Annotated in this window: 21 protein-coding genes; 11 read left to right on the plus strand and 10 right to left on the minus strand. The window is 62.3% G+C overall.

The window, feature by feature from the left end; translation table 11 throughout:
• Positions 1-51: 51 nt before the first annotated feature.
• The 3 genes from AC5JBD_RS03570 to AC5JBD_RS03580 are packed head-to-tail and all read left to right on the plus strand — an operon-like array spanning position 52 to position 4,878.
• Entirely contained in the window at positions 52-2,274 is a 2,223-nt protein-coding gene (locus tag AC5JBD_RS03570; RefSeq protein WP_495720379.1) for a GumC family protein, read from the plus strand.
• A complete protein-coding gene (locus AC5JBD_RS03575) occupies positions 2,264-3,508 on the plus strand; it encodes a hypothetical protein (RefSeq protein ID WP_495720380.1) in 1,245 nt (414 codons plus the stop codon). Before AC5JBD_RS03570 ends, AC5JBD_RS03575 begins: the two co-directional genes overlap by 11 nt.
• Entirely contained in the window at positions 3,505-4,878 is a 1,374-nt protein-coding gene (locus AC5JBD_RS03580) for an O-antigen ligase family protein (RefSeq protein ID WP_495720381.1), read from the plus strand. Before AC5JBD_RS03575 ends, AC5JBD_RS03580 begins: the two co-directional genes overlap by 4 nt.
• On the opposite strand, the gene AC5JBD_RS03585 is transcribed toward AC5JBD_RS03580, so the two are convergent.
• Positions 4,875-6,005 (minus strand): glycosyltransferase family 4 protein, encoded by a 1,131-nt coding sequence (locus AC5JBD_RS03585; RefSeq protein WP_495721183.1) that lies wholly within the window; start codon positions 6,003-6,005, stop codon positions 4,875-4,877. The two genes, AC5JBD_RS03580 and AC5JBD_RS03585, sit on opposite strands and share 4 nt — an antisense overlap.
• A gap of 128 nt (positions 6,006-6,133) precedes the next feature.
• Between AC5JBD_RS03585 and AC5JBD_RS03590 the strand changes: the two genes are divergently transcribed.
• From AC5JBD_RS03590 to AC5JBD_RS03610, 5 genes are all read left to right on the plus strand, one after another.
• A complete protein-coding gene (locus AC5JBD_RS03590; protein ID WP_495720382.1) occupies positions 6,134-7,201 on the plus strand; it encodes an EpsG family protein in 1,068 nt (355 codons plus the stop codon).
• 84 nt (positions 7,202-7,285) lie between these two features.
• The gene (rfbA, locus tag AC5JBD_RS03595) at positions 7,286-8,167 is read left to right on the plus strand and encodes a glucose-1-phosphate thymidylyltransferase RfbA (RefSeq protein WP_495720383.1); all 882 of its coding nucleotides are present in this window, start codon (positions 7,286-7,288) and stop codon (positions 8,165-8,167) included.
• Positions 8,168-8,184: 17 nt separating this feature from the next.
• Complete coding sequence (rfbB, locus tag AC5JBD_RS03600) at positions 8,185-9,252, plus strand: dTDP-glucose 4,6-dehydratase (RefSeq protein WP_495720384.1); 1,068 nt, start codon at positions 8,185-8,187, stop codon at positions 9,250-9,252.
• Positions 9,249-10,139, plus strand: a complete 891-nt coding sequence (gene rfbD / locus AC5JBD_RS03605; RefSeq protein WP_495720385.1) for a dTDP-4-dehydrorhamnose reductase — start codon at positions 9,249-9,251, stop codon at positions 10,137-10,139. The genes rfbB and rfbD overlap by 4 nt, the downstream gene beginning before the upstream one ends.
• A 22-nt stretch (positions 10,140-10,161) precedes the next feature.
• On the plus strand, positions 10,162-11,235 hold the full coding sequence (locus tag AC5JBD_RS03610) for a glycosyltransferase family 4 protein (RefSeq protein ID WP_495720386.1): 1,074 nt from the start codon (positions 10,162-10,164) through the stop codon (positions 11,233-11,235).
• On the opposite strand, the gene AC5JBD_RS03615 is transcribed toward AC5JBD_RS03610, so the two are convergent.
• Positions 11,232-12,329: a glycosyltransferase family 4 protein gene (locus AC5JBD_RS03615; RefSeq protein WP_495720387.1), complete on the minus strand. Its 1,098-nt coding sequence runs from the start codon at positions 12,327-12,329 to the stop codon at positions 11,232-11,234. The genes AC5JBD_RS03610 and AC5JBD_RS03615 overlap by 4 nt on opposite strands.
• 127 nt (positions 12,330-12,456) lie before the next feature.
• Here AC5JBD_RS03615 and AC5JBD_RS03620 point away from each other — a divergent pair, with 127 nt between their 5' ends.
• A complete protein-coding gene (locus AC5JBD_RS03620; protein ID WP_495720388.1) occupies positions 12,457-13,332 on the plus strand; it encodes a 2OG-Fe(II) oxygenase in 876 nt (291 codons plus the stop codon).
• A 56-nt stretch (positions 13,333-13,388) separates the two neighbouring features.
• Here the strand turns inward: AC5JBD_RS03620 and AC5JBD_RS03625 are convergent, their stop codons facing one another.
• Both AC5JBD_RS03625 and rfbC read right to left on the minus strand, forming a co-directional pair.
• On the minus strand, positions 13,389-14,891 hold the full coding sequence (locus AC5JBD_RS03625; RefSeq protein WP_495720389.1) for an O-antigen translocase: 1,503 nt from the start codon (positions 14,889-14,891) through the stop codon (positions 13,389-13,391).
• On the minus strand, positions 14,888-15,442 hold the full coding sequence (rfbC, locus tag AC5JBD_RS03630) for a dTDP-4-dehydrorhamnose 3,5-epimerase (protein WP_495720390.1): 555 nt from the start codon (positions 15,440-15,442) through the stop codon (positions 14,888-14,890). Before rfbC ends, AC5JBD_RS03625 begins: the two co-directional genes overlap by 4 nt.
• Before the next feature lie 165 nt (positions 15,443-15,607).
• Between rfbC and rfbF the strand changes: the two genes are divergently transcribed.
• Entirely contained in the window at positions 15,608-16,405 is a 798-nt protein-coding gene (rfbF, locus tag AC5JBD_RS03635; protein WP_495720391.1) for a glucose-1-phosphate cytidylyltransferase, read from the plus strand.
• Here the strand turns inward: rfbF and AC5JBD_RS03640 are convergent, their stop codons facing one another.
• The 6 genes from AC5JBD_RS03640 to AC5JBD_RS03665 all read right to left on the minus strand — a co-directional run bounded on the left by AC5JBD_RS03640 (position 16,406) and on the right by AC5JBD_RS03665 (position 22,908).
• Positions 16,406-17,377, minus strand: coding sequence for an NAD-dependent epimerase/dehydratase family protein (locus AC5JBD_RS03640; protein WP_495720392.1), 972 nt, complete (start codon positions 17,375-17,377; stop codon positions 16,406-16,408).
• Positions 17,378-17,380: 3 nt separating this feature from the next.
• Positions 17,381-19,123: a thiamine pyrophosphate-binding protein gene (locus tag AC5JBD_RS03645; RefSeq protein WP_495720393.1), complete on the minus strand. Its 1,743-nt coding sequence runs from the start codon at positions 19,121-19,123 to the stop codon at positions 17,381-17,383.
• Complete coding sequence (rfbG, locus tag AC5JBD_RS03650; RefSeq protein WP_495720394.1) at positions 19,113-20,231, minus strand: CDP-glucose 4,6-dehydratase; 1,119 nt, start codon at positions 20,229-20,231, stop codon at positions 19,113-19,115. The genes AC5JBD_RS03645 and rfbG overlap by 11 nt, the downstream gene beginning before the upstream one ends.
• A gap of 34 nt (positions 20,232-20,265) precedes the next feature.
• On the minus strand, positions 20,266-21,408 hold the full coding sequence (locus tag AC5JBD_RS03655; protein ID WP_495720395.1) for a 3-dehydroquinate synthase: 1,143 nt from the start codon (positions 21,406-21,408) through the stop codon (positions 20,266-20,268).
• Positions 21,392-21,964, minus strand: coding sequence for an SDR family NAD(P)-dependent oxidoreductase (locus AC5JBD_RS03660; RefSeq protein ID WP_495720396.1), 573 nt, complete (start codon positions 21,962-21,964; stop codon positions 21,392-21,394). Before AC5JBD_RS03660 ends, AC5JBD_RS03655 begins: the two co-directional genes overlap by 17 nt.
• Before the next feature lie 146 nt (positions 21,965-22,110).
• A complete protein-coding gene (locus tag AC5JBD_RS03665; protein WP_495720397.1) occupies positions 22,111-22,908 on the minus strand; it encodes an aldolase/citrate lyase family protein in 798 nt (265 codons plus the stop codon).
• 253 nt (positions 22,909-23,161) lie between these two features.
• Between AC5JBD_RS03665 and AC5JBD_RS03670 the strand changes: the two genes are divergently transcribed.
• Complete coding sequence (locus tag AC5JBD_RS03670; RefSeq protein ID WP_495720398.1) at positions 23,162-23,515, plus strand: GtrA family protein; 354 nt, start codon at positions 23,162-23,164, stop codon at positions 23,513-23,515.
• The last annotated feature ends 123 nt before the right edge of the window (positions 23,516-23,638 follow it).

The raw sequence follows: 23,638 nt of genomic DNA on the forward strand, positions 1-23,638 counted from the left end.
GCCTCTTCGGAGGCAGCTTGGCGCCGATCAGCAAAGGCATCTCATTCGGTTATGAGCAAGAACGACATCGAGCCCGCGGGCGCAACGCCGATCTGGCCGCTGGCGCCTCATGTCGGTGGCGGCGGGCTCGCGTTGCCCGGCCAGTGGGAGCAGCCGCGGGCCGACGGGGATTCGGCCCTCGATCTCAACCTCCAGACGATCTGGCGGATCGTCCACGAGTGGCGCTGGCTGATCCTTGGTGCCACTGCGGTCGGCCTTGCCGGCGCGATCGTCTTCACTCTGCTGACGACACCGCTCTACAAGTCGACTGCGGTGCTGGAGATCAATCCTCCCGCAGTCGAGATCATGGATGGCGCGAAAGGCCAACCGGTGGTTGCCAACGATCGAGAGTTCCTGGCTACTCAATATGGCCTACTGCGCAGCCGGACGCTGGCGCAGCGTGTCGCGCAGGAGCTGAACCTCGGCAGCAACGAGCAGATTGCCCCAGCCGAAGCCGACCGCGCGACCAAGCTGAAGATCGCGACAGGGCACCTGGTGGGCGGCTTCGAAGTCGAGCCGGTACCCCAGAGCCGCCTGGTAGAGATTTCCTTCACATCGGCCGATCCCAATCTCGCTGCGCAGGTGACCAACAGCTTCGCTGACAATTTCATCAATTCCAATCTCGAGCGCCGCTATGAGGCGTCATCCTATGCCCGCTCGTTCCTTGAGCGGCAGATCGCCAACGTGAAACGCGACTTGGAAAGGTCCGAGCGGCAGTTCGTCGCCTATGCGCAGCGGCAAGGAATCGTCGCGCTGGGCGGCGGCCAGGCAGGGGAAGGCGGGGATGCCGGCTCGTTGCAGGGCGCGTCGCTAGTGGCGTTGAATTCTGCGCTTGCCCAGGCGCAGACGCGGCGCATCTCAGCCGAGCAGGCCTACCGTCAGGCGGGGGCGGGCGCGCGGTCCGAGGTGACACAGAGCACCGCGTCGCTGCGCGCGCAGCGCGCCGGCCTCGAGGCCGAATATAATGAGAAGCTGAGCCGCTTCCGGCCCGAATATCCGGATATGGTCGCGCTCCGCGCCCGTATCGATGCACTTAGCGAAGCTATCAACACCGAGGCAGGCCAGGTCTCCGGCAGCCGCGCGAGCACCCTCAGGGCCGACTATATGGCAGCCTTGCAGGCCGAGCGCGCACTGCAGGGAAGGGTCAATCAGCTGAAGGGCGCGGTGCTCAACCTGCGCGGCCGCTCGATCCAGTACAACATTCTTCAGCGCGAGGTCGACACCAACCGCTCACTCTACGACGCGCTGCTTCAGCGTTACAAGGAGATCGGCGTCGCCGGCGGCATCGGAAAGAACCTCGTGTCGGTCGTGGATCGGGCCGAAGTGCCGGGTGGGCCGTTCAAGCCGAACCTGTTCCTGAATCTGGCGATGGGCTTCGCGATCGGTCTGCTCGGCGGCCTCGCCGCCGCGCTGGCGCTCGAGTTCATCAACGACACGATCAAGACCCCGGACGACGTGCGCGACAAGCTGCGGCTCGCTTCGCTAGGCGTTATTCCGAAGAAGCTCACCCAGGAGTCGGTGTCCGAGGAGCTGAAGGACCAGTCGTCGGCCGTGTCCGAGGCCTATTTCTCGCTGAGGACGTCGCTTCAGTTCACAACCGACAGTGGCGCTCCAAAGACGCTGCTGATTACGAGCACCCGGGCGGCCGAGGGCAAGTCGAGCACTACGCTTGCATTGGCGCAGAATTTTGCGCGTCTCGGCAACAACGTGCTGCTGATCGACGGCGATCTTCGGAAGCCGGCCTTCGTCACCGGTGCGGATCCCACTGACGGTCTTTCCAAGCTGCTGACCAACCATGATGCTCTGGGCGAGCATGTGCTGAAGACGGAGCATGACAATCTCTGGCTGCTGCCCTGCGGGCCGCTGCCGCCCAATCCGGCCGAGCTGCTCGCCTCGCCCCGCCTCAAGGCGCTCATCAACGAGGCGGCAAGCCAGTTTGACATGGTGATCGTCGACGGCCCGCCGGTGCTCGGTCTGGCCGACGCTCCGCTGCTCGGCGCCGTCTGCCGTGGCACCTTGATGGTCGTGGAAAGCGGCAAGACCCGCACCAAGGCCGCGGTCGACGCCGTTAACCGCCTCAAGGCTTCGGGCAGCCACCTTGTCGGTGCGGTGCTCACCAAGTTCAAGCAGCAGTCGCATGGCTATGGCTACGGCTACAGCTACGAGCCGTACAAATATGGCGGTATCGGTAGCCGCGAGCGTGAAATCCGGCTAATCGCGCATCGTGAAGCGTAGGCGGCGGAAAGCTCGTTCAAGGGCGTTCGACTGGAAGGCACTGCCGAAGATCATCCTGCTGGCGGGCGGAATGATCGTTATCGGGTGGCTGGCAGTGAAATCGGCCGCCGTTGATGCTCTGGTGCGGCGCAACCCTCACGCGGCCGCCACGGTGGCGCCGGGCGACCCGCGCATCCCGATGACACTCGCCATGACGGAGTTCCGTCTGAAGCAAGGAGCCGTGACGCCCTCGCTGGCGACGCGGGCGATCGCTTCGCTCCAGGAAGCGCCGCTTGCCGAAGAGCCTTTTTTCCTTGCCGCCGTCGACGCACTGGTCCGGGGCGAGGAGGCTCAGGCGGAGCGGTTGCTGATCGAAGCCAGAAAACGAAACCCTCGTTCTCGCGCGACGCGCATCCTTCTACTCGACCGTTATCTGCGCACCGGTAATCTTCGGCAGGCGGCGGTCGAAATCTCCGGCGTAAGCCGGCTCGTCCCGGGGACGCGAAACGTGCTTGTCCCGGAGCTTGCTCGCTTCAGCGCCGACCCTAAGACGCGAGCCGCGCTGGCGGACATTCTGCGTGCCGACCCGGAACTCAAGCGTGGGCTCCTCGAACACCTGGCAACAACCGGCGCTGCGCCGGAGACGGTGCTGCGCCTCGCGGGCAGCGAGGCGGGCCCCGCGCCCGCGGGCCAGTCTCCTTATTGGCAGCAGCAGTTGCTGGCCTCGCTCGTCAACAGGAACGAAGTGGCGGAGGCGCGCTCGCTCTGGTATCGGTTGGCCGGCGTCCCAGCCGCTGTCGCGGCGGGCATTTACGATGGGCAGTTCGAGCGGAGACCGGGGCCGCCGCCGTTCAACTGGCAGTTCGCCAGCAGCCCGGCAGGCGTCGCCGAGCCGACCAAGTCGCGAGCCCTCCAAGTCGAATATTATGGGCGGGTCGACGCGGAGCTTGCCAGCCAGCTGATGGTGTTGGCGCCCGGCCGTTATCAGCTCACCTTCAAAGCGGCAGGCGACTCCCCCGAGCGTGGCAGCAGCGTGTCCTGGCGCTTGGTCTGCCATCCGAGCCAGGCCGAGATCGCCTCCGTGCCGATCAGCAAGCTCAACTATGCCGCACGTGCGATCGTCGGGAGCTTCGTCGTCCCGCCCAGCGGCTGCTCGGCGCAATGGCTGCGGCTGATCGGAACTCCGGCAGAATTCCCAGCCGCCCACAGCATCACGATCAGCGACCTACAGGTGCGCAAGGGGGGCAGGTCGTGAGCCATCATCTTCGCGTTTCCATCGTACCGCTCTACCTGGTCCTCTGCCTGCTTCTGGGCGGCGCCAGTGCCGCCGGTTACTGGCCTAACTTGTTTCTGCAGCTGACCGGCCTCGCCCTCATTTTCTGGTCGCTGATCGCCGTGCGGCGGACGCCGATGGGTCTGCCTGCGCGCCAGTTGGTGGCGTTGCTCGTGCTGATGCTGCTGGTGCCGCTCATCCAGCTTGTGCCGCTCCCGCCCGCGATTTGGACGAGCCTGGGCGGGCGCGAGATGGTCGTCGCGGGCTACGAGCTTCTTGGCCAGGATCTGCCGAGGCTGCCAATCTCTTTGGCCCCGCACAAGACGCTCTCGTCGCTGCTGTGGTTGATCCCCGCCGTCGCCGCGTTGCTGGGGATCGTGAAGCTTGGCGGGTTCAAGGCGAGCTGGTTCGCATGGGGCCTCGCCGGCGTCACCATTCTCTCCGTCGCCGTGGGCTCGATGCAGCTCGCGGGCGGGATGGGATCCGCTTGGTATTTCTATGACATCACCAACTACGGCGTCGGGGTGGGTTTTTTCTCCAACGCCAACCACGAGGCGACGCTGCTCGTCGCGACGGTGCCCTTTCTCGCCGCGCTTTATCTGGCGGGGACCGGCAAGGGGCGCTCGGCGCAACACGCCTCCGGTATGCTCGTGATCCTGCTCGGTGCCTTGATGGTGCTGGTGGTCGGCGTCGCCATCAACGGCTCGCTGGCGGGCATTGGGCTGGCCGTGCCGGTAACCGGAGCGAGCTTGCTCATGCTGCTGACCAGGCGCCGCAGGATTTCCGCCTGGGTCATTGGACTGCTCGCGCTGCTTGCGATCACCTGCGTCTACATTCCGTTCAGCGCCCCGCTCGGTAACAACCTGACGACCACACAAGCGCAGGCGTCACCATATTCACGCTACACGTCCTTCTCGAACAGCTTGGAGGCCGCAGGCGACTATTTCCCGTTCGGCTCCGGCATCGGCACTTTCGTCGACATCTATCCCCGCTACGAGGATCCCGAGGCGATCGAGCGCACCTACGTGAACCACGTGCATGGGGACTATATCGAGCTCGCGCTCGAAACAGGGTTGCCGGGTCTCCTGGTCCTGCTGCTGTTCCTGATCTGGTGGCTGGCCCGCGTATCGGCGATATGGCGGGCCGAGAAACCTGATCATTTTGCCCGAGCCGCGACCATCGCCTCCGCTGCCGTCCTCGCGCACAGCATCGTCGATTATCCGCTCCGAACGGCTGCGATCAGTACACTGTTCGCAGTCTGTGTCGCGCTGATGGCCGAACCGCGGGCTCGCGTACGTCGCGGCGAAGACCCGGCGGCCGAAAGTGGCGTCCGGCACCTGTCGGCCGACTAACCTCTTCTGGCGGCAGCCGCCTCAATTGCTTCCAGATAACGCTGAATCATGATCCGCTCATCGAACTCGGTTTCGATCCGGTGGCGTCCGGCCGCGCCCATCGCATTGCGCTCCTCATCTGTCAGCTTGATCATCCTTCGCATCGCGTTCGCCAGCGAAGAGGAATCCCTCACTGTACACAAATAGCCGTTCGTGCCGTCCTCCACGACATGCCGGCACCCGGGCACATCCGTCGCAATAAGCGGCTTGGACATCGCCGCACCCTCGAGCAGGACGCGGGGCAGGCCTTCGCGATAGGAGGGGAGCACGATGCAGTCGGCTGCCGCGATGAACGGACGAACATCGTCGGCATGGCCCAGGTACTCGATCAGCCCCTCGTCGATCCACTTCTCCAGATCGTTGCGGGCGACGGCCGTGCGATTCGGCACGTCTACGAAGCCGAGCATCTGGAACCTGCTCCCGGTATATTCGTCTCTCAGGCGGCGCGCGGCCTCCACATATTCAGCTACGCCCTTGTCCCAAAGCAGCCGTGCGATGAGCAGGAACGTCAATCCTTCGGCGCCTTTCGATCCTGTGGGCGCAGGCGTGAATGCGGCGACATCGATGCCCGAACCCGGCAGGAGTCGAGCCTTGTCCGGTGTGACGATGCGCTCGTCCACAAACATGGTCAGGTCGTCTTCGTTCTGAAAGAAGACGACAGCGGACCGCCCGAAGGCGATCCGATACAGGCCGCTGACGATCCGAGTGAGCAGGCCTTGCTTTATGAAGGCAGTCCCCAGTCCGGCCACGTTGTTGATGACCGGTATTTGGAGCGCGTGAGCCGCGAGCGAGCCGTAGATGTTCGGCTTGGCCGTGTAGCCCAGATAAATGTCAGGCCGAAGGCGACGCAATATGCGATAGTAGCGCCCGAGCAGTTGCAGGTCCGCGAGCGGAGAAATGCCTTGCTTGTCCATTTCGATCGGAATGTAATCGACGCCAAGATCGGCCAGCCGCCCGCTATACTCATCGGGCGGTGCGATCGCGACGACGTGAAATCCCTCGCGCTGGAGTTGCGCAATGAGCCCGCGTCTGAAGTTGACAATGTTCCAGGCCGCATTGATCGAGATCGCGGCGATCGGTCGCGTCAGGGCGAATTTTTCCTTGTGATATAGTCGCCTAGCGCCGGTGGACGGAGGCTGGAGCTCCGCCTATAAGCGCTTCAGCCGTCGGCGTTAACATCAGCGACGGTGATTCCAAACCCAGATTCGAGACTGCTTTGTTCCCCTATTGGCTCCTATTCAGCATTTTTGCAGCGGGCGCGATCGAATATCGGCGACGTGCGCCGATAGGTAGCCAGGCGGCGCCCTTCCTGGCGACGGCGGCGCTCCTCATGGCGCTGATGATCGGTCTGCGTTACCAGGTCGGCGGCGACTGGGGCGCGTACGAAGAAATCTACTTCTACATCAGCTACATGGATCTTGTCCCGGCGCTTCGGTCAGGAGACCCCGGCTATGCGGCGTTGAACTGGCTGGCGGATGAAGTCGGTGCCGGCATGTGGCTCGTCAATCTCATCTGCGGCCTGATATTCACCTGGGGCCTGATCCGCTTCGCCCGCCGCATGCCAAATCCGTGGCTCGCTGTCGTCGTCGCGATCCCCTATCTGACTATCGTGGTCGCCATGGGCTACAGCCGCCAAGGTGTTGCGATAGGCATCGTGCTGGCGGGCCTCTCGGTTCTGGACCGATCGACGATCCTCCGTTTCAGCGGCTATATCATCTTCGCAGCGGCCTTCCACAAATCGGCAGTCATCGTCCTTCCGCTCGTCGCCCTAGCCGCCGCGCGCAACCGCTTTGTCGTCGTCGGACTCCTCTTTGTACTGGCTTTGATGCTTTATTATTTCTTCGTGCAATCGTCATTCGATCGCATGGTCGCCGTCTATGTCGATCAGAGTTATAATTCGCAGGGCGCTGCGATCCGGCTGGCGATGAACATCGTCCCTGCCGCCATCTTCATATTTTTCCGCAAGAGGTTTGGCTTCTTCAGCGTTCAGCAGGATAAGTTGTGGCGTAACTTCTCGTTCGCTGCGTTCGCGACCTTGATCATGCTCTACTTCACCGAAGGATCGGCCGTCGTCGACCGGCTGGCGCTTTATCTCATCCCCCTGCAATTGGCCGTTCTATCGTCCTTGCCGAGCGCCCTCGGCGCCAGGGGCAGAGCCAGTGGCGAGGCCGGTCTCCTGGTGATCGCCTATTCCGCCTTGATTCAGTTCGTCTGGCTGAACTACGCCACCCACTCCGAATTCTGGCTACCTTACAAGATCTATCCCTTGTTCGGTGACGCCTGAAGGCATCGACACGACGAACGACAACCTTAACTTCTGCTGGTTAGGCGCGGGACCTGACCAGCCAGGCCCGTGAGGAATGCTGATTTGAAGGGTATCATCCTTGCCGGCGGGACCGGCAGCCGGCTTTTCCCGGCCACCATCGTTGTGTCTAAGCAGCTGCTGCCGATCTTCGACAAGCCGATGATCTACTATCCGCTCGGCGTGTTGATGCTCGCGGGCATTCGCGAGGTGCTGATCATCTCGACGCCCGCAGATCTCCCGCGTTTTCGTGACCTCCTTGGCGACGGCTCGGCCTTCGGCATCTCGCTCAGCTACGCCGAACAGGCGGCGCCGAACGGACTAGCCGAGGCATTCATCATCGGGCGCGAATTCGTCGGCGATGATCCTGTCGCTCTGATCCTCGGCGACAATATCTTCTATGGAGCGGGCCTGCCCGAGATCTGCCGGGACGCGGCGGGGCGCAGGGAGGGGGCGACGATCTTCGCCTACGCTGTCGAGGATCCGGAGCGCTATGGCGTCGTCACCTTCGACAAAATGACGCAGGCGGCGATAAGCATCGAGGAAAAGCCTGCGGATCCGAAGTCCAACTGGGCGGTGACGGGCCTCTATTTCTACGACAACGAGGTTCTCGATATCGCCGCGTCCATCAAGCCATCGGCGCGCGGCGAGCTCGAGATCACGGACGTCAATCGCGCCTATTTGGAGCGGGGCCTGCTCCATGTGTCCCGGCTCGGTCGCGGCTATGCCTGGCTCGACACGGGCACGCATGAAAGCCTTCACGAGGCGTCTTCCTTCGTTCGTACGATCGAGCACCGGCAGGGTCTCAAGATCATGTGCTTGGAGGAGATTGGTCTCGAACTCGGCTATCTGACCCCCGAGACCGTCGTCGCGCGCGCCGACGCGCTCGGCAAGACCGATTATGCCGCATATCTCCGGCGGCGCGCTCGCGAGCACGCAGAAGCTTGAAGCCAGGCGAACACGATATGGAAACCCCTGAACGCATCCTTGTGACCGGCGGTGCCGGCTTCATCGGCAGCGCGGTATGCCGCCACCTCGTCCGCAGCGGCTATCAGGTCGTGAACGTCGACAAGTTGACTTATTCGGGCAATCTCGACTCGCTTCGGGAGATCGACAGCGAACCGACCTATGCATTTCGCCAGGCGGACATTTGCGACGCCGGGACGATGCTGGAGATCCTGCGCGCAGAGCGGATCGACCGGATCATGCACCTCGCCGCTGAGAGCCATGTCGACCGCTCGATCGACGGCCCCGCTATCTTCCTCGAGACCAACGTCATCGGAACGTACCGCCTGCTCGACGCCGCGCTCACCTACTGGCGAGAGCTTGGCGACGAGGCGAAGCGGCGTTTCCGCTTCCATCACGTGTCGACTGACGAGGTATTTGGCGATTTGCCCTTCGACAGTGGCGTGTTCACGGAAGAAACGCCCTATGCCCCCTCTTCGCCCTATTCCGCGTCGAAGGCAGCTTCGGATCATTTCGTATGCGCCTGGCATGAGACTTACGGGCTGCCTGTCGTCCTTTCCAACTGCTCGAACAATTACGGACCCTATCATTTCCCAGAGAAGCTGATCCCTCTGGTGATCCTGAATGCGCTGGAGGGTAAGCCGCTCCCCGTATACGGCAAGGGCGAGAATGTGCGCGACTGGCTCTATGTCGACGACCATGCGCGGGCGCTCGAGCTCGTCATGATGAATGGTCGGATCGGCGAGAGCTACAATGTCGGCGGGCGCGCCGAGCGAACCAACCTGTCGGTGGTTGAGACGATCTGCGACGTGCTCGACAAGAAGGTGCCACTCTCCGGCGGCGATCGCAGGCGAAACCTTATCACCTTCGTGACCGATCGGCCGGGCCATGACCGCCGTTATGCGATCGATCCCTCGAAGATCGAGCAAGAGCTGGGCTGGAGTTCGCAGGAGAGCTTCGAGAGCGGCATCGAGAAGACGATCGACTGGTATCTCGAAAATGAATGGTGGTGGCGCAAGATCCGCGAGCAGAAATATGCGGGCGCCCGGCTCGGAACCGCTGGATGAGGATACTCGTCACTGGGCGCGAGGGGCAGCTTGCCCGAAGCCTGATCGAGCGCGGCGGCGGCCGCCCGCACCTTGAACTGATCGCGCTCGGCAGGCCTGAGCTGGATCTGGAACTGCCCGGCAGCGCAGACCAAGCCGTCCGCCGCATCTCGCCCGACGTGGTGATCAACGCGGCTGCCTATACGGCCGTCGATCAGGCCGAAGATGAGCCCGCCCGCGCTTTCCGGATCAACGGCGATGCGGTCGGTGAAATTGCTGCCGCGGCGCATGCCATCGGCGCCCGCCTGATCCATGTCTCGACCGATTATGTGTTCGACGGGACGGCGACCGAACCGTATCGCGTGGACGCACCGACAGTTCCGCTTGGCGTTTACGGGCGTTCCAAGCTGCTCGGCGAGGATCAAGCTCGTGCCGGATGCCCGGATCACCTCATCGTCCGGACCGCATGGGTTTACAGTCCATGGGGAAAGAATTTCGTTAGGACCATGCTGTCGCTCGCTGAGACGCGTGATGAGCTCAGCGTTGTCGCGGATCAGGTGGGCAACCCGACCAATGCGCTCGATCTTGCCGAGGCATTGCTGAGCGTGGTGGAGACGGACGCCGTATCGGGCACCTTCCACTTCGGGGGTGCCGATGAAATGAGCTGGGCCGCCTTTGCGGAGCGCATATTGGAAACGAGCGCTCGTTTCGGTGGGCCGACTGCGGCGGTGCGACCCATCCTGAGCAGGGATTGGCCCACCAAGGCCGCCCGACCGCAGAATTCTCGCCTCGAAACCTCTGCGTTCGTGACTCAGTTCGGTATCAAGCCCACTGCGCTTCAAGATACGCTTGGCAGGGTAGTCGAACGCCTTGTCGCACATCGCGCGGCGGCATCGCCGGCGCGCTGAGACTGCGCTGCTGCGAACAGCCATGCGGATCCTGGCCTTCCCGAAATATGGCGATCTGGCCGCGAGCACGCGCCAGCGCCTCCTTCAATATGTTCCTTACCTGCGCGAGCACGGGGTGGACGTCGATTGTCTACCGCTCCACGGCAATGACTATATGCGCGCGCTGGCGAGGGGGCAGTCCGGAAGCAAGACCGCCATCGCGAAGGCCTATGCGGAGCGGATGGTCCAGCTCCTGCGCCGGCGCGACTTCGACCTGCTGTGGGTCTATGCTGAGCTCTTTCCCTATCTGCCGGGTGCGTTCGAGCGACTGGTTCGGGCGAGCGGCAAACCGATCATCTTCGACTATGACGATGCGATCTTCCACATGTACGATGCCCATCGCCGGCCTTTGGTCAGGCGGCTGCTGGGCAGAAAGCTCGTCCCGCTGCTGCGGGCGGCGAGCGCATGCACCTGCGGCAATGCCTATCTCCACGCTTATGCTTCTCAATATTGCTCGCGGAGCATCATCCTTCCAACCGTCGTCGATACAGACGCCTATCGGCCGTCATCGGTCGCCGGTGCCGGGAATCCGCCGCTGACGGTCGGCTGGATCGGCTCGCCATCGACTTGGACCTATGTTGAGCCTCTGCTACCGATGCTCCGGGAACTGCTTCCCCGCTTCGGCGCGAGGCTCTTGGTCGTGGGTGCCGGACCCAAGGCCGGAGATCTGTCCTGGATCGACGCGAGAGAGTGGAGCCAGGAGCGGGAGATCACCGACATCCAGCATATGGATATCGGCATCATGCCGGTCCCCGATGAGCCGTGGGCCCGCGGCAAATGCGGCTACAAGCTTATTCAATATATGGCGTGCGGCCTTCCGACCGTTGCCTCGCCGGTCGGCGTCAACGGCGAGATCGTGCTCGACGGAACCACCGGTCTCGTCGCATCGGACTTGTCAGAGTGGAAGAAGGGTTTGGAACGCCTGTTGAAGGATGCGGCGCTACGTCGAAGCATGGGTGCGGCAGGCAGACGCCGCGTGGAGAATGAATACTCGCTCAAGGTTCACGCACCCCGGCTTCTTGACTTGCTTCGCTCGCTTGAGCGGCGGGATGTTTAGAGTCTCAGAAGCTTCTTTAATTCATCTCTGAACGGCTCCACGGCAAAACGGGTCCGCACTAGGGCAGCGCCTGATCGGCCCATCCGTCGGGCAAGGTCCGAGTCCGCAAGAATGGTGTCCATGCGATCGGCCATTGCTTGGATGTCACCAACCGGCACCAAGAAGCCCGTTCGCCCATCCTCGATTATCTCCTCCGGGCCGCCGCAGCGCGTCGCGACTACTGGGAGCCCGTATGCGCTTGCTTCTTGGCATGTCAGCGAGAAGGACTCCGATGACGAGAAATTCAGCAGTGCTCGCGCACCGTGAAACGCCTCCCTGACATCCTGAACGAAGCCGTGAAAATAGATCCTATCCCCCCCGTCGGCTGTCGATGCCATATCCTGGAGGCGGTTTCGATAGAATTGATTTTTTGCGAGCCCCATGTCGCCTCCATAGAAGTGGAGCTCGGCATGAGAATGTCGGGCAGCGATGAGCGAAAAGGCTTGGATGGCGTGGTCCTGCCCCTTTCCGTCGATATAGTTGCCGACGAAGATCAGTCGATAGGAATCGCCGTCCACGTCTCCGCAGCCGAGGGAGGGGAACGGATCGTAGACGATCCTCACATCATCTGCGGCTACGCGCCGGGCAATGAACTCCGAAACGGCGATCAGGTGCTGAGACGTTCGGCGAGCTATGGCAAGCCAGGTTCGTCCAAGCGTTCCGAAGCGGCGGGGATCTATGCGTATCCAGGTTAGGATGGTGCCTCGATAGCCGAGTAGCCGCGCGACTGCTCCTTCAAGGATGAAGAAGTCATTGATCTGAAGGCGCTCGCACCTCGTCTCGCGGGCCAAGCGCCGGAGTTGAAGGCCAGCGCGTAGCAGGCCGGGAGCGTAGCCGAGGAGGGAGCGAGCCGACCGTCGAAGCTGAGCGAGCGGGAGCCTGATTATACGGTCGAATTCGGGAACTTCATCGTCCTTGATCCCGCTATCGATCGGAAGCACGAGGATGAACGTGGCCACATCGTTGAGGATCGCAGCCTCGCGACACGCGGCCTTGATCGCCCCGGTGAAGCTGATCGCGGCGTCGACAATGATGACCACTGGTTTTTCGGGCACGCGCTTTGCGCTACGGCCTGCACTAGAAGGTAGCAAGCCGCGCCGCCGCTCTTGCTGAGAGTCGATCCAGGCGGTAGGCGAAGCCAGCTTTTTCAATGAGCCTCAGCGGCTTGCTCCAAAAGAGCAAATGTTCGGCAGAGGCGAGCAAGGCAGCAGCATGATCGTTCAGAACCAGCTTTCCAAGACTCAAATCCCGTCGATCGAGACGATCGACGCACGTGAGTTGCTGTCGCTGGACCTCGAGGCGCTCGCCAAGGCCTACAGGTCAGCCCAACCATACCCGCATATCGTGTTGGACGGGATTTTTCCCGAGTCTCTCTTGCGCTCCGTTGCCGCTGAAATTCACACGTCCGACGAAACCATTGAGAAGAGCTTCTACGGCTCCTTCCAGAAGCACCGTATCTCGAACATCAGTGCGCTGGGACCGACGAGCCGGCGGTTTATCGACGAACTCAATGCGGCGCCGTTTCTGCGCTTCCTGGAAGCGGTGACGGGTATCGACAGCCTCATCCCCGATCCTCATCTCGAGGGGGGCGGGATTCACCAGATCGGCCCGGGCGGGTTCCTCAAGGTCCATACCGACTTTAACTGGCACCGGTCACTGAAGCTTCATCGCCGCATCAACATCCTCGTCTACCTGAACGAGAATTGGCAGGATGATTGGAACGGGCACCTTGAGCTTTGGGACGAAAAGGTATCATCCTGCGGCGCAAGAATTGCGCCTGTCTTCAACCGAATGGTGATCTTCTCCACGACCGATGAATCCTATCATGGACATCCCGATCCGCTGACCTGCCCGGCCGAGGTGCGCCGAAATTCCGTGGCGCTCTACTATTACTCCGCCGAGCGCCCTGCATCAGAGACCCGTTTCGGCACCTCGACCATGACGAATTATCGCGAGCGTCCGGAGGAAGAGTTCGGAAAGGGCAAGCTGAAGCATTTTCTGCACCAGTTGCTGATCCGGACTCCCCTTATTCGGAAGGCCGTCGGTCGCGAGAAGTAGGATCCAGCTGCACGGCAACCTCCGGCTGCGGCGCAGAGCGATATGTGGCGGGCGGCTTACTCACTCGGCAGGTCGTTGCCTGATCCATACCCCCGTGACGCCAAAATACGACTTGAGATGCCGGCCGAGCTCCCTAACTGCCGGAGCGCCGTGAAGGTAAATGCCGCTGCGATAGCGGCGCCGGTGACGAGGACAATAGCCTCTGAGATATACGAGGCGCCGATCAACACGAGCAGGGCTGGCAGCGCCACTGCGATGATGCTCCAGTTACCGCGAGATATGACGATCCGGTGCCGGCGCAGGGACAGGATCGAGATCCAGCCGAGGTATAGGAGATATGCCCCGAAATAGGCGACACCGGCCCCCTGAAGCCCGATCCGCGGCAACAGCAGACCGACGCCGCAGATATAGACGAGGCTCAGCGCTGCCTCCGCGAGCAAGAAGACGACCATGTCCTTGCGTGCGAGCAGCACGAACCCAACGGCCCATCCGGCGATCTTCAGGAAATCGCCCGCCAGTTGCCAACGGAGGAGCGAGGCGGCTTCGGTGAATGCAGAGCTGTAGAGGACCGTCAGGGCCAGCGGTGCCGCGGCGATTAGGACGGCGATCAGCGGAAGGCTGAGCAGGAGGGCGACATGAAGCTGATGGTCGACGAGCTTCTGGGTCTCGGGCGAGCGGTCGAGGGCGCTCAGTCTCGGCAAATAGTCGGCCGACATCGCTCCAAGCACAAGGCCGATATAATTTGTGGACGTCATCCATGCGGCTTGGAAGAGGCCTGCCTCGTCGAGGCTGGTTTCGTCCACGATAATCGCCCGTACGCCGAGCTGGGTCACCTGGCTGATGAGCGTCCATGCCATCACGCCCAGACCAAGCGTCAGGAGGGGCGTCCATTCGGCCTTCACCTGTCGAGCCGTGACTTTACTGGACCCGAGCGCCGGGAGACGGCGACCGCACCAGAGAGCCACCAACACCGAGCCGAGCGGGATGGCAATCAGCGCAAGCGCAATGCCGGCGTAAGCATCGACGGCGATAGCAACGATCCCAAGAACGGCAGCGATGATCGCGCCATATAGCTTTATCCGGCCTATATCGGCGATCCGACGATAGCCCTGGAGCACCGCAGACTGGGATGCGGCCACCACCGAAAGCAACAGCCCGATGCTCAGCCAGCCAACGAGTCCAGCATGCTCGGTGCCAACGGCGGCGAACCGAGCCAAAGGCTCCCGAAGGACCCAGAGCGTCAACGCGCCAGCAAGTGCCAGCATCCACGTCAAAGACCACAAAGCCACACGAACCCGCACGGCGGCTGCCGAATCGTCCTTGGCGTCGGCGGCCGCGACTTCCCGGACGCCGCTGGTGCCGAGGCCCGCACCCGCAAGCACCGCACCCGTCATCATGATCGAATTGAGCACGCCCATCAGGCCGATCCCTGCGGGCCCAATCACTAGGCTGAAAATCTTCGTCCTGACGAGTCCGATCAGGATCGAGCCGATCGTCGCTCCTCCGATAATCGATGTCGCCCGCAATATCTGACGGTAGGAGGATGCCTCCTCGGTCATGATGCTCCCGGCAGCTCGGCGTCGGCGAGGAGCGAGGCCGCCTCGTCCTTCGCCGACAGAGTTATTCCACCTGCCATCGGCCAGTCGATCCCGATCGCAGGATCGTCCCACCGGATCGAGCGCTCTGCGGCTGGCGCGTAAAACGAGGACGCCTTGTAGAGCACGTCCGCCACGTCACTTACGACGAGGAAGCCGTGAGCGAAGCCCTCCGGGATCCAGAGTTGCCGCTTATTCTCCTCAGAAAGGAGGACGCCACGCCACTGGCCGAAGGTTGCTGAGCCGGGGCGGATATCGACCGCGACGTCGAAGATTTCTCCTCGGAGTGCCCGGATCAGCTTGCCCTGAGCATGGGGTTCGAGTTGATAATGGAGGCCGCGCAGCACGCCTCTGGATGAGCGGCTGTGATTGTCCTGCACGAAATCCATGTCTCGACCGACCAGGTCGGCAAAGCGCGCGCGGTTGAAGCTTTCCATGAAGAAGCCGCGCTCGTCGGCGAAAACAGTCGGCTCAAGGATGCGAAGACCGGAAAGCCCGGTTTCAACGCCCTTCACGGTGCCGCACAGGATGATAGGACATGGCTCGGCGCTACTGGAGGTGGCACGTAAAGGCAATCATGCCCGATGCAGGCGCAGCGGCGCCTTGGCCGGCGCGACGCTCCAAGGTTGTTTGCCCAGTCAGGCGCTGCTAGGCCTCCCTTCGTCCAAGGGGCGCTTTCCGTGTCGAAAAAGGGTATGTTGATGAAGGCGGTGATACTTGCCGGGGGATTGGGAACGAGGCTGGCCGAGGAGACCGGCGTTCGCCCGAAACCGATGGTTGAGATCGGCGGCCGCCCGATCATCTGGCACATCATGAAGGGCTATGCCCAGCATGGGATCACCGATTTTGTCGTGTGCCTCGGTTACAAGGGGTACATGATCAAGGAGTATTTCGCGAATTACGGGCTTCACATGTCGGATGTGACGGTGGACCTTCAGAAGGGCACGATCGAGGTTCATCGCAACCTCGCCGAAAACTGGCGGATCAGCCTGATCGACACCGGTGACGAGACAATGACCGGCGGTCGCCTGAAACGGGCGCTGCGCTACATCGGCGACGATGAGGAGTTCTGCCTCACGTACGGCGACGGCCTTGGTGACGTAGACATTTCGGGATCGATCGAATTCCACCGCGCGCACGGGCGTCTCGCCACCGTGACAGCGGTGCGTCTCCCCGGGCGTTTCGGCCAGCTGACATTTGAAGGCGGGAACTCGGTGACCGGCTTCATGGAAAAGCCGAAGGACGAGAGCGGTTGGGTTAATGGCGGCTTTTTCGTCCTGTCCCGCAACATAGACAGCTACATAGCTGGTGACGAGACTATCTGGGAGAGCGAGCCCTTGACCACGCTCGCCCAGGAGGGAGAGTTGCGCGCATTCTTCCACGACGGCTTCTGGCAGGCGATGGACACGCTGCGCGACCGCCAGTTGCTCGAAGAGATGTGGGCGAGCAAGAAGGCGCCGTGGCGTACCTGGAAATGATCAGTGTCGCGCCGCCTCCAGGCGCGCCGCGACGTCATCTACGGACGACTCGAGGTTAAAGGATAATTCGAGACCTAGCTCAGCACGGGCCCGTCGGATCGAGGGGATGTAGCGATCCACGTCGCTCTCGCTGACAGGTGGAACCTCCGCGGCGACACCGAAGCGGTCGGCCACGACGCGAGCGATCTCGCCCATCGTCACCGCTTCGTCCGAACCAACATTGTAAATGGGACAGTCGACGGAACTCGCGTCGGCAATCATCATCAGCCAGCGCACGAGATCGTCTGCGTGCATGTAGCTGCGATAGACCGCCTTGCGCGCGTTGACACGCACAGGTCGGGCCGCAAGGCCATCGGCCAGAAAATTGCCGATCGCGAAATGCTGATCACGCGGGAGATAGACGCCGATAAAGGCGAAACATCGGGCGACGGCCGTCCTGATGCCGACATGGCCGAGACTCGCGATTCGCTGTTCGGCAAGGCGCTTGGCCTCGGCATAGTCGCGTTTGTAACTGGCCAGCTCGCCTGCTTCTCCGGGCATGAAATCCTCTGCCAGCTCAAGCAGGTTCGGCGGCTGCTGTCCGTATACGGCACCACTGCTCGCGTAAACGATACGGCTGGACCGATGGTCCTGCGTGGCAATCTGAACATAATTGTCGACCGAAGCGAGGATGTTGGCCCGCTCGCTTTGGGGATCTTCGGCGTAACGGCGCGCATCCGTCGTGCTGGCCGCGTGCACGACATAATCCGCCTCGGGGAGGCGCCGGATGAGCCCGGCATTCGCGTCGACTAGCTCGACACCGGGCCCGATTAGCTCAGGATAGTCATGAGCGAGCGTCGAGGCGCTTCGGGCGACCGCCTTGATCCGGTCGATGCCCCATGGTTTCAGCAAACCTCGCCGATAAGCGTCGAGAAAAGATTTGCCGAAAAAGCCTGAGCCGCCAATTAGAAGGAGAGAGCGGCCGCGCGACATCAGTTAGGCGTCGGAAAGCTCGTTGAGATAGTCGATTTCCGGCGTCATTCGGTCAATCGGGTTTGATTCCATCGACCCATTGGCGGTGACACGGCTGCTGATCTTGGGGAAATAGGTCTGTTCCGGGTCGATCTGCACGATGAAAGCCTGCGGCCCGGCTCCATCCATCCGCTGCCTGAACTCGGCGTCCTTCTCGAAATCGAGCGGGAGCGTCATCACCGGAACATCCCAGGCGGCGAACAGACGCGTCCAATCCGGCAGACCAAGCCCGGAGGGGCGATCGCAGCCGAGATATTTACCGTTGAAGTAGTTGCGCTGAGTCATGCGGATCGACGCGTGGCCTTGATCGTGAAAGATAAAAATCTTGAGATTCAGATCGTTAACGGAAACCGTGCCAAGCTCCTGCATATTCTGGGCGAAGCCGCCATCGCCTTCGAAGAGGATTGTTCGCTTACCATTGCCGGCAATCGCGGCGCCTATTGCTCCAGAGAGCCCGTAACCCATTGAGGCCAAGCCCTTGTTGGTAATCACCCGCTGCCCGAGCTTCTGCATGTACACTTGCATAGCCAAGGTGAAGGCGCTGCCGCTGCTGCAGGGGATGACAATGTCGTCGGAGGTCGTGAATTCGTCCAGTCGCACCATTAGGTCGTAAGGCGAGAGATAGCCCTCCCCGGTGTTGTTGATGGGCTCCACGCGCGGGATCGCATCCCGGATGCGGCGCGCCTCGGCCATCCAGGCAGGCTTCGCCTCCAGCTCCCCAGAAAGCAGCGCTCGCAGAAAATGGTTGGCATCCACGGCGAGGCGCTGATCGGTCCGCGGATGGCCTTTTTCAAGCTCGGTTTTGTCGATGTCGACATGCACGATGGTGGCGTCGCGGCCGAATTCCTGCCAGTTGAAGCCGGTCTGCTGCAGGCCAAGTCGTGTGCCGACGGCAACGATCAAGTCGGCCCGCTGGATGATGATGTTCGCGCTGCGCTGCCCCCACGTGTTCGGCCGACCAAAATAGAACGGATCGCCGGCGTCGAACCGATCCGTACCGTTCCACGTGGTGACCACAGGAACTGAGAGCTCCGCAAAGCGCCCGTGAAGGTCGCGAGCCGTGCGGTAATCGACACCTCCGCCTATGAGCAGGATAGGCCGCTCCGCCTGAGCGTAGAGATCCGCCACGTTGGCGATCTCCGCATCCGTCGCCTGCGGTAACGACGCCGAGGCGAGCGGCGGCAGAGAAGTCTCTTCAACTTGCGCAGCCTGGATATCGAGCGGCATCTCGAGAAAGACGGGGCCCTTGCGTGGAGTCCAGCTCATCGCGATTTTCTCGTGGAAAGCCTCGCCCGAGATCGGCTCGAGGAACCGGTAGGCGAGCTTGGTCGTGGACTGAACGAGCTCGACGCCGCTTATTTCCTGGATTCCACGGGCACGAAGGCGCCCATGGGACAGGTCCGCGGTCTTCACCTGGCCGCCGATCACGAGCAATTCGCGGCTTTCCAGGAAAGCGCCAGCAAGGGCCGTGACAATGTTGGTGAGGCCAGGGCCGGCCGTCACGAGGGCAAGCGCCTTGGCGGGCGCGGCGATCTCATTGAAATATTCGGCCCCGATGCCCGCAGCGACTTCGTGCACGACCGGAACACCCTTGAGGTAGCGATCGAGGCTCTCGGTCAGATGCATGATATTGCCTCCGCCGACGTAGAAATAGTGGGTGTAGCCGGCGGCCTTGAGCCAGGCACCGATCTGGTCGCTATACTTCATCGGCTACATCCGTCCGTCCGCTAGCCATGCAGCGCACCGTTTCGTCACGGCGGGCAAGAAAATTTCGAATCTGGCTCAAACTGACTTCCCGCGGACTATCACCTCTTGCCACGGCCTTGTGCCATTCAACGATGAAGCGGATAGCCTCGTCCAGGGTCAACGTCGGTCGCCAGCCAAGCTCAGCCTTGGCCTTGGAGCAATCGAGCTTCAGCAGGCCCGCTTCGTGCGGGATGTCGCCCTGCCAGTCGCGCCAGCCGCTCGCAACGCCCCAGGCATCGGCCATACGGTTGACGATCCAGGCCACGGGTTGCGCATCCTCATCGGCCGGACCGAAATTCCAGGCATCTGCGAATCGAGCCTCGCCGGCGAGCAGGTGCTCGGCGATTTGAACATAACCGACCAAGGCTTCGAGAACGTGCTGCCACGGCCGCACCGACCCAGGGGAGCGGATCACCGGCGCCTCACCAGCCTCGAAGGCGCGGACGAGGTCAGGGATCAGGCGGTCAAGCGCCCAGTCGCCTCCACCGATCACATTTCCGGCACGCACCGACGCCACCGCAGTCTGGTGTTGTTTGAGCTTCGACGGTGGAAAATAGGAAGCTCGATAAGCGGCGATTACGAGCTCGGAGCAGCCCTTGCTGCTGCTATAGGGATCGTGGCCGCCCATCGGGTCCGTCTCACGATAGGGATAGACCCACTCCCTGTTCTCGTAGCATTTGTCGCTCGTCACGGCGACGACCGCCTTCACCGTTCCCAACGCTCGGACCGCCTCGAGCACGTGGACGGTTCCCATCACGTTCGTCGCGTAGGTCTCGATCGGCTGCTCATAGGAATAGCGAACCAGCGGCTGCGCAGCGAGGTGAAAGACCACCTCCGGGTCGGCCGCCCGCATGCTCGCCAGAACAGCGTCATAATCGCGGATGTCAGCGAACACGCCCTGCGTCAGACCCGCGATGTCGGCCGCTGAAAACAGGCTTGGGTCCGTGGGCGGCGGCAGCGCATACCCGCTGACCTCAGCGCCCAACTCCTTCAGAAGCAGGCACAGCCAGCTTCCCTTGAAACCTGTATGGCCGGTGACGAAGACCTTTCGTCCCTTCCAATCTGTCATCGACGATACTCGATCTTGTTTGAACAGGAACTTGTCACGAGCGACGGCGCCACTCGTCGCGCCCTTGGAAATCTATGGGCTTCTCCGATCCGTCCGGTCCATGGATGATCCGGCGCAACATCGCATCATATGCCGATCCGATGAGATCGGCAGAGGCCGCATCGCGCGTGAGGAAATGACGCTCCACCTCCGCATCCGAGTTCATTAGAATAAGGGCGAACCGATCACGGCTATGTTTTTTGTCCGACCCGAATGCCTCCAGCAGCGCCGGAGTGGAGAGGCCGGCCAGCACAGCCGGTAGATTCTCGACGACATTGACGAGGCCTTCGATATGCGCGCGGAAGCGGACGATCTCCGGCACGCGCGGGTCGGTGAGACCGATCACCCGGCCGAGTTCCAGTGCAGCCAGCATGCCGAGCCCCACTGCGATTCCATGACTCACCGCGAAACTGCTTGCCGCCTCGAGCGCGTGTCCGAAAGTATGACCGAAGTTGAGGAGCAGCCGCTCGGCCCGGTCGAATTCATCCGTCTCGATGAACCACTTCTTGGCGCGCAGGCTTTCGTCGATGATCGCCGCCAGCGTTCCTTCGTCGGCCCCCACTTCCGGCTTCAGTGCCAAATAGCGCCCGAAGACCTTTGATCCTCTGCACTGGCAGATCTTTGCGGCCTCGACGAGACCGGCGGCCCTCTGTTCGACCGAAAGCGTATGGGTCAGCGCCGGATCTATCAGGACGGCGGCAGGTGGATGAAAAGTGCCTACGATATTTTTGTATTTTCCCACATTGATCGACGACTTGCCGCCGATGCAGCTGTCGGTCATGCTCAGCAAAGTCGTCGGGACGTAGGTCCAGCCGACACCGCGCATATAGATGGACGCGGCGAAAGCGGCGACGTCCTGGACGACCCCGCCGCCGATCGCGACCAGCTCGGAATTGCGGGTTGCGCGGCGGTCCCGGAGCGCGACGATGACTTCGGTCATCCGGTCGAGCGACTTGGCATGCTCGTCCGCCACGATCGTGATCGGATCGATGCCGACAGCACGAAGCCGCTCGCTCAGGAACTCGTCGACGATGAACAGCCGCTCGCCGGGCGCGGCGAGGGTGCGAGCGAGCAGTCCGGGCTCGATCTCGACGCCATAGCTGCCCGTCGTGCTGACGATGTCAAAGGAGGCGAACATTGCTCATTCCAAGATCGACAGCGATGGACTGGCCGTTGATACTGTTATTGTCCGAGGAGCAGAGAAAGCAAATCAGATCAGCCAGGGTATCAAGATCGGGCAGCCGGCCAAGCGGCGTCATGCCGGCCACTGCGGCGATCTGCTCGGCAGAGAGGTTCGCGGCGGTCATCGGAGTATCGAGCACACCCGGCAGCACGCCATTGACGAGATGGCCCCTCGTGCCGAGGTCCACGCACGCTGACCGCACCAGTCCGCCAATGGCCGCTTTGGATACGGTGTAGGACAGCTTGTTGCTCCGTGCCTGCTCCTGCCAGATCGAGCTGACGATCGCGAGCCGTGCGCCGTTGGCGCTCAGCAGATTGGATCGCAGCAGCGCGGAGGCCGCGATCATTACCGAGAGGCAGTTGGCGGCGTAGAGTTCCATGTGGCGCTGAGCGTCGAACCCATCGAGGGAGTCGGCCATATTGGCGCCTTGCGCCCAGCACACGCCGTCATAAGGCTCGTCGTCCGGGAAAGAGCCGGCGCTCGTCAGCGGATCATAGCTCAGCCAGCGCATCTCAGCCGCAGCATCGTCCGGCGGAGCGCCACGTGAGACGCCGGTCACCGACCAGCCGCGACCAAGGGCTCGTCGCGCAACTGCGCGCCCGATCGCACCCGACGCTCCGAAGACGAGCAGACGCCAATTCGCCATCCGGCAATAGGTCAGCCGGCCGTGGCCGGAGCCTTCCGCATCCGCGCTTCCATCATTTCGATGCGCGCCACATCTTCCTCAGCGATGCGGTGGTAATAGTCCCGTTTGTTCTTGAGCCACAGCAGCTCAAACTCCACGGCATTCGCGATGCCCGCGACGATTCCGTCGCCCACCACGGCAGCGCCGTCGAAGATAACCTTGCGAGTCTCGCAGCGGTCGAGGCGGACCGCCTGGATCTGGCGCAGCGCCTCAATCGCGTCCGTCGACACGGAGCCGCCGACCACCAGTTCAAGATCGGCCTCGCGGCAGGCATGCGCCACCTTGAGGACCGCCTCGGTGATTGAGGGATCATTGATCGCACCTCGCGGCAGGCCGCGCGAAAGCGTGAAATCGACGCGGCCGAAGACGATGCCGACGCGGTTCTCGCGCGCCAACGGAAGCATGGCGTCCAGGTTTTCCAGCGCGGTCTGCGTCTCCAGATTGAACAGGAAGTTCGTCCGCTCCTCGTGCGCGCCGTGTGTCTTGTTCTTGGCGTCGATGAACTTGGTGAGCGCATAAGGCGTCTCGACCATCGGCGCGATCACATAGTCGACGCCATAAACCTTGGTGGAGAACAGGTCGGAGACCGCTTCGCAACCGCCGATCTTCAGCGCGACCTTAAGGTCCGCGCGCTGCGCGAGCTCAAGCAGGCGGTGGAATTCGTCCGGTCGCGTGCCCTCAGCCTCGAACTCAGCCTTGACCGCCACCACGCCATGCTGGTCGCGCCCTTTCTTCAAGAGTTCCAGCATCTTGCGTTCAGTCGAGTTCACGGCCTTACCTTCTGTCTAACTGGCTGAATGAGGTGGCGCTTGGCGGAGACGCCCAATTCCGTCAACCCATAACCCCGCGGGACCGGCCAATGCAAAGGGTGCCCGCGACTGTTGACGAAGCGGGACAACCGCCTGATGTGGCTGCCCTGACCGAATGGGTGGAGCGAGATGTAACATGTTGAAGTTGAGGGCAACCAGCGTGGAGACCCCGCCGGAAGGGGCTCGGTCGTACCCTCAAGGACTTTGGCGCTTCGTGCTCTTCCTTGCGGTAGGCGGCATCAACACCCTGGTTGGATATGCGCTTTACGCTGCCCTGATCCTGCTCGACGTTCCTACACCCGGGGCAGTCGTGCTCAGCACAATCCTGGGCGTGCTCTTCAATTTCGTGGCGACCGGAACGATCGTCTTCCGCAACCGAGCCGCTCGCCTGCTGCCGCGTTTTGCCGGGGTCTACGTGGTGCAGATGGGGCTTAACATCGCTGCGATCACGGCGCTGGAGCGGGTCGGCCTCGGCCCGCTGCTCGCGGGCGCGGTCACGCTGCCGCCACTGGCGGTCTTCACCTATCTGGCCATGCGCCACTTCGTCTTCAGAGGTGGCGATGAATGATGCTGCTTGGCACCTGCAACCAACAGGGCGTCCCACGCCAGAGGCGCGCGTCTGGCTCCGGCCCGTCGATCGCCCCTCTTCGCTTTCTGAAAATATAGTGCCGGCAAAGCGCGCCCCGGGGGC

The sequence above is a fragment of the Allosphingosinicella sp. genome, assembly GCF_059502505.1.